Source organism: Vibrio sp. 378, assembly GCF_033339435.1.
Genome location: NZ_JAWOUO010000006.1, coordinates 145,722 through 158,468, shown reverse-complemented (window position 1 = coordinate 158,468; position 12,747 = coordinate 145,722). Strand labels below are relative to the sequence as shown.

General features: G+C 46.8%; 9 protein-coding genes. All 9 read left to right on the top strand.

From position 1 onward, the window contains the following. The first annotated feature begins 38 nt into the window (after nucleotides 1-38). The 9 genes from R7Q48_RS13135 to R7Q48_RS13095 all read left to right on the top strand — a co-directional run bounded on the left by R7Q48_RS13135 (nucleotide 39) and on the right by R7Q48_RS13095 (nucleotide 12,737). Nucleotides 39-1,025, top strand: a complete 987-nt coding sequence (locus R7Q48_RS13135; RefSeq protein WP_005380038.1) for an ABC transporter permease — start codon at nucleotides 39-41, stop codon at nucleotides 1,023-1,025. Nucleotides 1,026-1,027: 2 nt separating this feature from the next. Then, complete coding sequence (locus tag R7Q48_RS13130) at nucleotides 1,028-2,053, top strand: ABC transporter permease (RefSeq protein ID WP_047102642.1); 1,026 nt, start codon at nucleotides 1,028-1,030, stop codon at nucleotides 2,051-2,053. Between the two features lie 2 nt (nucleotides 2,054-2,055). Further along, the gene (locus R7Q48_RS13125) at nucleotides 2,056-3,039 is read left to right on the top strand and encodes an ABC transporter ATP-binding protein (protein ID WP_318132325.1); all 984 of its coding nucleotides are present in this window, start codon (nucleotides 2,056-2,058) and stop codon (nucleotides 3,037-3,039) included. Between the two features lie 47 nt (nucleotides 3,040-3,086). Beyond that, nucleotides 3,087-4,082, top strand: a complete 996-nt coding sequence (locus tag R7Q48_RS13120) for an ABC transporter ATP-binding protein (protein ID WP_005380041.1) — start codon at nucleotides 3,087-3,089, stop codon at nucleotides 4,080-4,082. 63 nt (nucleotides 4,083-4,145) lie between these two features. After that, nucleotides 4,146-5,885, top strand: coding sequence for a glycoside hydrolase family 9 protein (locus R7Q48_RS13115; protein WP_256903013.1), 1,740 nt, complete (start codon nucleotides 4,146-4,148; stop codon nucleotides 5,883-5,885). A 2-nt stretch (nucleotides 5,886-5,887) separates the two neighbouring features. Then, nucleotides 5,888-6,778, top strand: coding sequence for an N-acetylglucosamine kinase (locus R7Q48_RS13110; protein ID WP_005380046.1), 891 nt, complete (start codon nucleotides 5,888-5,890; stop codon nucleotides 6,776-6,778). 8 nt (nucleotides 6,779-6,786) lie between these two features. Beyond that, nucleotides 6,787-8,706, top strand: a complete 1,920-nt coding sequence (locus R7Q48_RS13105; protein ID WP_256903011.1) for a beta-N-acetylhexosaminidase — start codon at nucleotides 6,787-6,789, stop codon at nucleotides 8,704-8,706. 84 nt (nucleotides 8,707-8,790) lie between these two features. Next, nucleotides 8,791-11,199, top strand: coding sequence for a GH36-type glycosyl hydrolase domain-containing protein (locus R7Q48_RS13100; RefSeq protein ID WP_318132324.1), 2,409 nt, complete (start codon nucleotides 8,791-8,793; stop codon nucleotides 11,197-11,199). A 125-nt stretch (nucleotides 11,200-11,324) separates the two neighbouring features. Next, complete coding sequence (locus tag R7Q48_RS13095) at nucleotides 11,325-12,737, top strand: phosphoglucomutase/phosphomannomutase family protein (RefSeq protein ID WP_017635906.1); 1,413 nt, start codon at nucleotides 11,325-11,327, stop codon at nucleotides 12,735-12,737. Nucleotides 12,738-12,747: the final 10 nt, after the last annotated feature.

Below are 12,747 nucleotides of genomic sequence, written 5' to 3'. Positions count from 1 at the left end.
GAAACAGGGAAAAAATCTGGGTGAGTAAGGTGTGAGTTATGGGTTATTTTTTAAGACGTTTGTCGTTCTATCTTGTCGCGCTCTTAGTTGCAGCGACGTTAAACTTTATTATTCCGCGAGCAATGCCTGGTGACCCAGTTACCATGATGTTTGCTAATGCTTCAGTACAGGTGACTCCAGAACGAATCGCAGCAATGAAAGAACTGCTCGGTTTCGTTGATGGGCCAATTTACATTCAGTACTTCTCGTACATTAAAAACATTCTAAGTTGGGAATTGGGCACCTCAATCCAGTTCTACCCACTTTCAGTTAATTCTTTACTAGGTAGTGCATTTGGCTGGTCACTATTTCTAGCTGGTACTGCGGTTGTACTTTCTTTCTCCATCGCTTCTGTCCTTGGTATTTTTGCCGCCTGGAAGCGCGGTAGTAAGTACGATGCATTCGTAACGCCTGGCACATTGATCATTCAAGCTATTCCACAAATGGTTATCGCAATGTTAGCGCTGTTTACCTTTGCGATTGGCCTGAAATGGTTCCCATCTGGCTATGCTTACACGCCAGGTACTATTCCTGATTGGACAAGCTGGGAGTTCATCAAGAACGTGGGTTACCACGCTGTACTACCTCTATTCTGTGCAACCATCGTTCAAATTGGTGGCTTCCTAGTTAACATGCGTAACAACATGATCAACCTTCTCGCCGAAGACTATATCACGATGGCTAAAGGTAAAGGGCTGAGTGAAAACCGCGTCGTCTTTAATTACGCCGCACGTAACGCACTACTTCCAAGTGTTACCGCACTGTCTATGTCTTTAGGTATGGCCATTGGAGGTCAATTAATCATCGAGATGATTTTCAACTACCCAGGCCTAGGTACTGTTCTACTTAACGCAATTCACGCTCGTGACTACCAAGTACTTCAAGGTCAGTTAATTATCATGACGATGTTCATGCTGTGCTTCAACTTAATGGCTGACATGCTGTACATGATTCTAGACCCTCGCCTACGTACGGGAGGCAAATAATCATGAAAGAACTATTCAAACTTATTTTAGGTAACGCATTTGCTCGCATTGGTCTTGGCATTGTTACGCTGTTCGTGTTCGTTGCGATTGCCGCTCCTTTACTTACAAAGCATGCGCCAGACAAGCGAACCGGTAACCCACACGAATACCCAAGCTTTGTTGTAAAACAGGCACAAAACAACCCTGATGGTTGGGTCGCTAAAAACCTAGCAGACGATCGTCGTACACTGCTTATGTCTAAAAAGGCCGACCACGTATTAGGTACTAGCCGAATGGGTCGCGATATCTGGTCGCAGGTGGCTTACGGTGCACGAGTATCACTGGGTGTAGGCTTTGGTGCTGGCATCATCGTGTGTTTCTTAGCAACAGTCATTGGTATATCGGCAGGTTACTTCGGCGGTAAAGTGGATGACGTATTGAGTGCCGCGATGAACATCATGTTAGTAATTCCGCAGTATCCATTGCTATTCGTGTTGGCGGCCTTTATCGGTGAAGCAGGCCCACTCACCATTGCCTTGATTATCGCTGGTACTTCTTGGGCATGGGGTGCACGTGTTGTCCGCTCTCAAACTATGGCACTACGCGAGAAAGAGTTCGTTAAAGCTGCCGAAGTATTGGGAGAGTCTTCATTCCGCATCATCTTTGTTGAGATTTTACCAAACCTTATCCCAATTGTCGGTGCGAGCTTCATTGGCTCAGTAATGCTGGCGATCAACACTGAAGCGGTCATTTCGTTCCTAGGTTTGGGTGATGCCAACACGATCAGTTGGGGCATCATGCTTTACAACGTGCAAACCTCATCAGCCATGCTGATTGGCGCATGGTGGGAAGTACTAGCACCTTGTATTGCCCTAACACTACTGGTTACTGGTCTTGCTCTGTTGAACTTTGCCGTTGACGAAATTGCGAACCCTCAACTTCGTTCTCACAAAGGCATGAAACGCTGGAAAAAACTAGCAGCAAAAGACAAGAAAGAGCGTGAGCCTGAACTGGCACCACAAAATGCACTATGGAGCGGAGATAAATAATCATGACTGCACCACTAATTTCCATCCGTAACCTATGCGTAGACTACATCACAGACGCGGGCGATGTCCGCGCCTGTAACAACGTGAGCTTCGACATTGCACCAGGTGAAGTATTCGGTCTGGCTGGTGAATCTGGCTGTGGCAAATCCACTGTTGCCTTCTCACTAATGCGCCTTCATAAGCCACCAGCGTTTATCACAGGTGGTGAGGTTATCTTCAACGGTGAAGATATCCTTCAGTACAGCGATGATCGCATGCAAGCGTTCCGCTGGAGTGAAATGTCGATGGTATTCCAGAGTGCGATGAACGCTTTGAACCCTGTTCTAACCATGGAAGAGCAGTTCTGTGACGTCATCATGCGTCATACCAATATGACTCGCGCTCAAGCAAAAACACGCGCTGAAGGTCTGCTGGAAATCGTTGATATCCACCCTAGCCGATTGAGTGATTACCCGCACCAGTTCTCTGGTGGTATGCGTCAACGTCTAGTAATCGCAATCGCTTTGGCTCTGAACCCAAAAATGATCATCATGGACGAACCGACTACCGCATTGGATGTAGTGGTTCAACGTGAAATTCTACAAAAAATTTACGCGCTTAAAGAAGAGTTTGGTTTCTCAATTCTGTTCATCACACATGACTTGTCATTGATGGTCGAGTTCTCGGATCGTATCGGCATCATGTACTCAGGTGAGTTGATTGAAGTCGCGCCTTCTAAGCAAATTCTGGAAAGTCCTTACCACCCTTACACCAAAGGCTTGGGTAGCTCTTTCCCTCCACTAACTGGACCAAAGACCAAATTGACTGGTATTCCAGGTAACCCTTTGAACTTGCTAGAAGTACCACAGGGCTGCCGCTTCCAAGCTCGTTGCAATCGCGTACATGAAGCATGTACACGTGTACCAACCCAATTACGTCAAATTGAACCAGGTCGCCTCTCAAATTGCCATTTGTACGGCGACACCATTGCTCAAGCTAAGGTTTAACAACAAAAAAACGCTAGCTAAGAACAAAAATTACACTGGAGAGAATTATGAGCAAACAATTCGGCGAACTGCTGATTGAGGGTAAAAATGTCGTTAAGGACTTCCCTTTAAACAGTAACTCAATCAAACAATCTAAGATGCGTGCAATCAACGACGTCTCTTTCAAAATGTACAAGAGCCGCGGCTTGTCAGTGGTAGGTGAATCTGGTTCAGGTAAGTCTACTACTGCAAAAATGATTGCAAAAATGTACGCACCAACCGATGGCATCATTGAATACAAAGGTCGTGATATCCAAGACATCACCTCTCGTCACGATTTAATGACCTACCGTGAAGGTGTACAAATGGTGTGGCAAGACCCGTTTGGCTCGCTAAACCCAACACACAATATCTTCCACCATATTGCGCGCCCGCTGCTGATTCATAAGAAAGTAGCACCGGGCAACAAGAAAGAACTGGAAGAGCGTGTGTACGACCTACTTGAACAAGTTGGTCTTATTCCACCAAAAGAAACGGCGCAAAAGTTCCCGCACCAGCTATCTGGCGGTCAGCGTCAACGTGTAAACCTAGCTCGTAACATCGCAGTTGGTGCAGAAGTGGTATTGGCGGATGAGCCAACATCGATGCTCGATGTATCAATCCGTGCCGGTGTTCTGAACTTGATGGAAGAGATGAAGTTCGAGAAACAAATGTCTCTGCTTTACATCACTCACGACATCGCAACAGCGCGTTACATTGCTGAAGATCTTGCGGTCATGTACGTAGGTCACATGGTTGAATGGGGCGATACTGAAGAAATCATTCACGACCCTCAACACCCATATACGCAACTGTTGGTATCTGCGGTTCCAGATCCATCGAAGTCTATTCACGAGAAACTGAAAGGCAACAAAGGGGAAATCCCACTTTGGACACCAGAATCTGTCGGCTGTCCATTTGCTGGACGTTGTGTACACGCTACCGACAAATGTCGTGAACGACTACCAGGCGTCACTCAACTGTCCGACAACCACTTTGTCCGCTGTTACTTATTTGAAGATTAATCATAACGAGGGTCAGGTTCAGCCTGGCCCATTCCTGTTTTTATCGTTTCCCGGAGACATTGAATGCTGCTACTGACTAACCACATTGGTTATGAACGTCTGGGCCCAAAGAAAGCCATTATCCAGACCGAACAACCACACTTGTCTTCTTACACTGCTCAATTGATTTGTGCCACTAGCGAGCAAACCGTGGCAACTTTTGCGGTTGAAGAACAAGGTAAAGTGGCGAACTGGCATCAGGGCTATTTCTACCTCATCGACTTTTCCTCTTTCACAACGTCAGGTGACTATTTCTTGCATGTAGAAGATACGCGCTCTTTCTCTTTCATCGTTGGCGAACACATTCTGTTGGATCAAACTTTGTCAGATGTGATCCACTACTTCAAATCGCAACGTTGCGGCGGGATCTTCGATCAACAAGATCGACAACTTCCAGTACTAAACTCCAATAAAAAGGTTGATGTACACGGCGGCTGGTACGACGCATCTGGAGACGTTAGCAAGTATTTAAGCCACCTTTCATACGCGAATTATTTGAATCCTCAACAAACCCCAATGGTGGTTTGGAACATCCTAAAAGGGGTTTCATTGCTTGAAGGAAGCGAAGACATTGCAGCTTTCACACGTACACGTCTGATTGAAGAAGCCCTGTTCGGTGCAGACTTTCTTGTGCGTATGCAAAACGAAAAAGGCTTTTTCTACATGACGGTCTTTGACAAGTGGAGCAAAGATACTGCGCAACGCGAGATTTGCGCGTACGAAACTCAACTTGGTCACAAATTTGACGACTATCAAGCAGGCTTTCGACAAGGTGGCGGTGTCGCCATTGCAGCGCTAGCGGCAGCGTCGCGTTTAAGTGTTCACGGTGAATACGATCAACAAAAATACCGCAACGCTGCCGAAAATGGTTACTGGCACTTAAAAGAGCACAATACACAGTACCTCAATGATGGGGAAGAAAACATTATCGACGAATACTGTGCGCTACTGGCTTGTGTAGAACTGTTTAAAGCAACCAAAGAAACTCGCTACTTGGAAGAGAGCCGTTTGTGGGCGCAACGTTTAGTTGCACGCCAAATGAGCGACGAGCAGATTCAACACTTTTGGTCAGCAAACCAAGACGGCAGCCGTCCATATTTTCACGCAGCCGAAGCTGGTCTACCAGTTATTGCCCTATGCGAATATCTATCAATTGAAGACGACTCAGCACGAGCGGAATCGGTAAAACGTATCGTCAACCTAGCGTGTGAGTTTGAGATCACAATATCGAATAAAGTGATCAACCCATTCGGTTACCCTCGCCAATATGTTAAAGGCGTAAATGAGTCAAAACGCGAGGCATTTTTTGTCGCACACAACAATGAGTCCGGCTATTGGTGGCAAGGCGAGAATGCTCGACTGGGCTCACTCGCAACCATGGCGTACCTTGCTCAACCGCATATAGCGTCGCAAGAAGTACAGCAACAACTTTCTGTGTTTGCTCAAGATGCATTGAACTGGGTTGTAGGCTTAAACCCATACGACATGTGCATGCTAGATGGCCATGGTCGTAACAACCCTGATTACCTCCCTCAATATGGTTTCTTCAACGCAAAAGGTGGCGTGTGTAACGGAATCACTGGCGGCTTTGAAGACGAGGAAGACATTGCATTTAACCCACCAGCACAAAAAGAAGACGTGTTACAAAACTGGCGCTGGGGCGAACAATGGATCCCGCATGGCGCTTGGTACTTACTCGCGATAATGAGTCAAGCTCAGCATGTTTCTCAGTTGGCGACCTCTAAAAATATGAAGGAAGAATAATCATGGGAATGTATTTTGTCGGTATCGATGGTGGCGGCACGTCATGTCGAGCCAGGATTAAAGATTCACAAGGTAATTTTCTTGGCGAGGCCAAAAGCGGCAGTGCCAACATCATGCTAGGTGCTGAAATAGCAATGGCTTCGATTCTTGAATCCATCACTTCGGCTACCGAGCAAGGCGGTCTGACACAACAAGATTTCGCGTCGATGCACGTCGGCTTAGCCCTTGCTGGCGCAGAGCACAAAGCATCTTGGCAAGCCTTCATGTCTCTTCCTCATCCATTTGCCAGTATGACTCTGAATACCGATGCTTACGGTGCGTGCGTTGGTGCGCACAATGGCGAAGATGGCGCAATCATGATTGCGGGAACCGGTTCTTGTGGCATCTACCTTAACGGATTGGAGCAACATGTTGTCGGTGGTCGTGAGTTCCCTATTTCGGATCAAGGTGGCGGCGCAGTGATGGGGCTACGCCTAGTTCAGCAAGTTTTGTTAGCTGAAGATGGCATCAGAGAAAAAACGCCCCTAGCACAACACGTTATGACGCATTTCGAAAATGAGGTCGACAACGTGGTGGCGTGGTCAAAACAGGCGCTTCCTCGTGATTATGGGCAGTTTTCTCCGGCTATTTTCCAACATGCGGAACAAGGCGATGCACTGGCCATTGAAATGCTGAAGCAAACCGCAGCGGATATAGAAATGTTTCTCGTGGCATTAAACAAGCGCGGCGCAACACGTATTTGTTTAATGGGCAGCATAGCTGAACGCATTGTACGTTGGCTTTCACCACCAGTTCAGCAATGGATTGTTGAGCCACAGTTTGACGCGATTGAAGGCGCAATTATGTTTGCTGGCAAACCAGAACATAACCTTTACTCGCTCAGTGCGGCGTAGGAGTAGATATGGAATATCGTGTTGATCTCGTAGTCCTTTCTGAGCAGAAACAAAACTGCCGCTTTGGCCTCACCTTTCATAACTTGAGCGACCAAGACCTAAACAGCTGGAGCTTAACTTTCGCTTTCGATCGTTACATTCTTCCAGACAGCGTTTCAAATGGTCAACTGACTCAAATTGGTAGTTTTTGCACACTTAAGCCAGAAGGGGTGGTACTGGCTGCCAACCATCACTATTACTGTGAATTCAGTATTGGTTCGAACCCATTCCGTTATTACTCGGATGGCTTTAACGAAGCGATGATCAACTTTGTCGTTGATGGAAACCCACAGCGCGCACAAGTGGATGTCACGCCTATCGTATTAGCTTCACCATACCGTGAACGCAGTGAGATTCCTGCAAGTTTAACCCATGCACAGCCCTTGCTGCCAAAACCAAACCATATTGAGGTCAGCGATCACTATTTTAGCTTTGATCATCATGCTGGCGTCGCGGTTTATTCAAGCCTGGCCAATTCAGCTAAAGAATGGCTACTTGATGAGCTTAAGCGCATTCACCAATTTGAGTTCGCATCAGACAATGGCAGTCAGATCATCTTCAAAGGCAACCCAACCTTGGATGAAGGCGCTTACAAACTGAAAGTAGCCGAAGAGTCAATCAAAATTGAAGCAGGATCTTCGTCTGGTTTTACCCATGCTTGTGCAACGTTATTACAACTAATCAAAGTTGGCGATCAACCTAACTCAATGGAAGTAGTTTGCTGTTCAATCAAGGACAGGCCACGTTTTCGTTACCGCGGTATGATGCTGGATTGTGCTCGTCATTTTCACTCCGTTAAGCAAGTCAAACGCTTGATCAACCAACTGGCTCATTACAAGTTCAATACGTTCCATTGGCATCTTACCGACGATGAGGGTTGGCGAATTGAAATCAAATCACTGCCTCAACTGACCAATATTGGTGCTTGGCGCGGATTGGATGAGATCAATGAACCACAGTACACGCACTTTGATGAACGTTACGGCGGCTTCTACACACAAGAAGACATCAAAGACGTTATCGAATTTGCATCGCAACGCGGCATCACCATCATTCCTGAAATTGATGTACCTGGTCATTGCCGAGCCGCCATCAAGTCGTTACCACACCTATTGGTAGAAGCGGAAGATACCACCGAATACCGCAGTATTCAGCATTACAACGACAACGTCATTAACCCTGCTCTGCCGGGGAGTTATGAATTTATCGACAAAGTGCTAGAAGAAGTCTCTGCACTTTTTCCTGCGCCTTACGTTCATATTGGTGCCGACGAAGTACCTAACGGCGTATGGTCAAAAAGCCCAGCATGCCAAGCACTAATGGAACAACTGGGTTACAGCGACTACAAAGATTTGCAAGGACACTTCTTGCGTTATGCCGAAGACAAACTTCGTAAATTGGGCAAACGCATGCTGGGCTGGGAAGAAGCTCAACACGGCGACAAAGTCAGTAAAGATACGGTGATCTACTCATGGCTAAGCGAAGAAGCGGCATTGAACTGTGCTCGCCAAGGCTTTGATGTGGTGCTGCAACCAGCACAAACCACTTACCTAGATATGACCCAAGACTACGCACCTGAAGAACCGGGCGTGGACTGGGCAAACCCACTGCCACTAGAAAAAGCTTACAACTACGAGCCGCTCGCTGAAGTGCCTGCTGACGACCCAATACGTAAGCGCATTTGGGGCATTCAAACAGCATTATGGTGCGAAATTATCAATAACCAACCTCGCATGGACTACATGATCTTCCCTCGTTTAACTGCAATGGCAGAAGCATGTTGGACAGACAAACAACACCGAGATTGGACCGACTATTTATCACGCTTGAAAGGCCATCTACCTCTGCTTGATTTGCAGGGAGTGAATTACCGTAAACCGTGGAAGTAATACAAAACTGATGTCGAAACATCACGCTTGAAGAGTTTTTAAATTTTGGCTGCTGATGCAGCTTCGTAAAAAGGAAAGACACAAATGAAATACGGCTATTTCGATAACGAGAATCGCGAATACGTCATCACTCGCCCTGACGTACCAGCACCATGGACCAACTACCTAGGTACTGAGAAGTTCTGTACGGTTATCTCGCACAACGCGGGTGGCTACTCGTTCTACAACTCTCCAGAATACAACCGTGTTACTAAATTCCGTCCAAATGCGACATTCGATCGCCCAGGACACTACGTTTACTTGCGTGATGATGAGACAGGTGATTACTGGTCAATCTCTTGGCAACCAGTTGCGAAGAGCCTAGACGAAGCAAACTACGAAGTTCGTCACGGCTTGTCTTACTCTAAGTTCAAATGTGAATACAGCGGTATTACCGCAACAAAAACTCTGTTCGTGCCAAAAGGCGAAGACGCTGAAATCTGGGATGTAGTGATTAAAAACACCTCTGACAAACCACGTACGATCAGTGCATTCTCATTTGTTGAGTTCTCATTCAGCCACATTCAATCTGATAACCAAAACCATCAGATGTCTCTGTACTCGGCAGGTACGGCTTACAACGAAGGCGTGATAGAGTACGACCTGTACTACAACACCAACAATTTCGAAGGCTTCTACTACCTAGCTTCAACATTTGCCCCAGATTCATACGACGGCCAACGTGACAGCTTCCTAGGCCTATACCGTGACGAAGCAAACCCGTTAGCGGTAGAACAAGGTAAGTGTTTCAATACAGCGCAAACTTGTTACAACCACTGTGGCTCTTTGCATAAGCAATTTACTATTCAGCCGGGTGAAGAAGTTCGCTTTGCTTACATTCTCGGTATCGGTAAAGGCAACGGAGAGCGTCTGCGTGCTAAGTACCAAGACCTTGCAGAAGTCGACAACGCATTTGCGGGTATCAAAGCACACTGGGATGAGCGTTGTGGCAAGTTCCAAGTGAAATCACCAAACGAAGGTCTAGATACCATGATCAACGCTTGGACGTTATACCAAGCGGAAACGTGTGTGGTGTGGTCTCGCTTTGCTTCATTCATCGAGGTGGGAGGCCGTACTGGTCTTGGTTACCGCGATACAGCGCAAGATGCAATCTCAGTTCCTCACGCTAACCCAGCAATGACGCGCAAACGTATCGTTGACCTACTGCGCGGCCAAGTAAAAGCGGGCTACGGTCTACACCTATTCGATCCAGATTGGTTTGATCCAGAAAAAGCTGATGTTAAACCATCTAAATCTCCAACCGTAGTTCCAACACCTTCTGATGAAGACAAAATTCACGGCATCGAAGACACCTGTTCTGATGATCACCTATGGCTAGTTCCAACCATCTGTAAGTACGTGATGGAAACCGGTGAGCACAGCTTCTTCGACGAAGTGATCCCTTACGCCGACAGTGGCGATGCAACGGTTTATGACCACATGAAAGCCGCGCTAGACTTCTCGGCTGAATACGTAGGTCAAACCGGTATCTGTAAAGGTCTGCGTGCAGACTGGAACGACTGTCTGAACCTAGGTGGCGGCGAATCTTCAATGGTGTCGTTCCTACATTTCTGGGCACTGCAGGAGTTCATCGACCTAGCGAAATACCTAGGTAAGGAAGCCGACGTTGAAAAATACACCGAGATGGCAGCAAACGTGCGTGAAGCGTGTGAAACACACCTTTGGGACGAAGAAGGCGGCTGGTATATCCGTGGTCTAACGAAAAACGGCGAAAAGATCGGTACAGCGCAACAAAAAGAAGGTCGTGTACACCTAGAGTCAAACACACTTGCGGTACTTTCTGGTGCGGTATCTCAAGAGCGCGGCGAAAAAGCGATGGACGCTGTCGATGAGAACCTATTCTCTGAATACGGCCTCCACCTAAACTCACCATCTTTTGCAACACCGAATGATGATATCGGCTTCGTAACTCGTGTTTACCAAGGCGTAAAAGAGAACGGTGCGATCTTCTCGCATCCAAATCCATGGGCTTGGGTAGCTGAAGCGAAACTGGGTCGTGGTGATCGTGCAATGAAGTTCTACGATGCACTGAACCCATACAACCAGAACGACATCATCGAAAAACGTATTGCAGAACCTTACTCATACGTACAGTTCATCATGGGTCGTGACCACCAAGACCACGGTCGTGCAAACCACCCATGGTTAACAGGTACGTCAGGCTGGGCTTACTTCGCTGTTACCAACTTTATCCTTGGTGTGCGTACAGGCTTCGATGGCCTAACTATCGATCCATGTATCCCAACGAACTGGCCTGGTTTCGAAGTGACTCGTCAATGGCTAGGTGCAACGTACAACATCAAAGTAGTTAACCCAAACTCAGTAAGCAAAGGCGTTAAGTCGATTACTGTGAACGGTGAAGCAGTGAATGGTGCCTCTGTCCCAGTTCAAGCGGAAGGTTCAGTAAACGAAGTTATCGTTACTCTAGGTTAATCATCTTTTGGGGGAGTCCTTCTCCCCTTTTGATTTATCCGGTGCATTTATGTTTTACAAGTGCATCGGTTCGCTAGCAAAGATTTAAGACGCGGTGGGATGCCGCTCTTATCGAGGATCGAATCATGATCAAATTTGGTACAGGCGGTTGGCGTGCATTTATCGGTGAGGAGTTCACCAAAGATAACGTACGCTTGGTTGCCCAAGCAGTTGCAAACATCACGAATAACGAATCGGTTGCTGATCGCGGTTTTGTGATTGGCTATGACCGTCGTTTTCTTTCCGATAAAGCAGGTCGTTGGTTCGCTGAAGTTCTAGCAGCAAACGGCATTGTGGTCAGCTTTATCGACAAATTTGTCCCAACACCTATCGTAATGTTTAAAGCGAAAGAAATGGGCTGCGCATACTCGGCATGTATTACCGCATCACACAACCCTGCCGATTACAACGGCATTAAAGTCTTCATTGAAGGCGGTCGTGACGCAGATGAAATCATCACCCAAAAAATCGAATCACAAATAGACGCGCTCACTGCGCAAGATGTAAAAAGCGTCGACTTTGAACAAGCGGTTGAAGATAAGCTGATTGAAATCATTAATCCGATGAACGAATTCGTTGACTCAATCATCGACTTTATCGACATCGAAGCGATCAAGAAGGCGAATTTACGTGTTTTGATCGACCCAATGTTTGGTGTCGCGAAAAACGCACTGCAAACCGTATTAATCAACGGCCGCTGTGACGTTGATGTGATTAACGATGGCAAAAACCCAGATTTCGGTGGGTTAATGCCTTCGCCAAGCGCTGCAACACTCTACCGTTTGATGCACCTAGTGAAAGAGCAAGGTTACGATATTGGCATCGGTACTGATGGCGATGCGGACCGTCTTGGTATTATCGACGAAAAAGGTAACTTCATTCATCCAAATGAAGTGCTACTGCTGCTTTACTACTACCTACTTGAATACAAAGGCTGGAAAGGCTCCGTGGTACGTAACATCGCAACCACACACCTTCTCGATAAAGTCGCCGAAGATCATGGCGAGAAATGCTTTGAGGTTCCTGTAGGCTTTAAGCACATCAGCTCCAAAATGGAAGCGGATGACTCACTGATTGGCGGGGAAAGCTCTGGCGGCCTAACCATTCGCGGCCACATCAAAGGTAAAGACGGCGTATTCGCATCAAGTCTATTGGTAGAAATGATTTCAGTAACCGGCAAGAAGCTGTCTGAGTTGCTGGATGAAATCTACGGCAAGTACGGCTATGCCTACATGGCAGAAGGCGATTGCAAGTTCAAACCAGCGCAAAAAGACGTACTGTTCAACAAGATTTATGTTGAAAAGCAGTTGCCTGAGTTTGAGTTTGAAATCGAAAAAGTCAGCTATGAAGATGGTGCGAAAGTCTACTTCAAAAACGGCGGTTGGATCATCGCTCGCTTCTCTGGCACTGAGCCACTGCTACGAATTTTTGCAGAGATGCAAGATAAGGACACTGCGGAACGTGTTCTTCAACAGTTTAAAGACTTCTTGTCTTTATAACTGAACCTTG

Excerpts from the sequence above, each read along its gene's own strand:
- R7Q48_RS13135 (WP_005380038.1), top strand. The coding sequence starts at position 39 with ATGGGTTATTTTTTAAGACGTTTGTCGTTCTATCTTGTCGCGCTCTTA.
- R7Q48_RS13130 (WP_047102642.1), top strand. The coding sequence starts at position 1,028 with ATGAAAGAACTATTCAAACTTATTTTAGGTAACGCATTTGCTCGCATT.
- R7Q48_RS13125 (WP_318132325.1), top strand. The coding sequence starts at position 2,056 with ATGACTGCACCACTAATTTCCATCCGTAACCTATGCGTAGACTACATC.
- R7Q48_RS13120 (WP_005380041.1), top strand. The coding sequence starts at position 3,087 with ATGAGCAAACAATTCGGCGAACTGCTGATTGAGGGTAAAAATGTCGTT.
- R7Q48_RS13115 (WP_256903013.1), top strand. The coding sequence starts at position 4,146 with ATGCTGCTACTGACTAACCACATTGGTTATGAACGTCTGGGCCCAAAG.
- R7Q48_RS13110 (WP_005380046.1), top strand. The coding sequence starts at position 5,888 with ATGGGAATGTATTTTGTCGGTATCGATGGTGGCGGCACGTCATGTCGA.
- R7Q48_RS13105 (WP_256903011.1), top strand. The coding sequence starts at position 6,787 with ATGGAATATCGTGTTGATCTCGTAGTCCTTTCTGAGCAGAAACAAAAC.
- R7Q48_RS13100 (WP_318132324.1), top strand. The coding sequence starts at position 8,791 with ATGAAATACGGCTATTTCGATAACGAGAATCGCGAATACGTCATCACT.
- R7Q48_RS13095 (WP_017635906.1), top strand. The coding sequence starts at position 11,325 with ATGATCAAATTTGGTACAGGCGGTTGGCGTGCATTTATCGGTGAGGAG.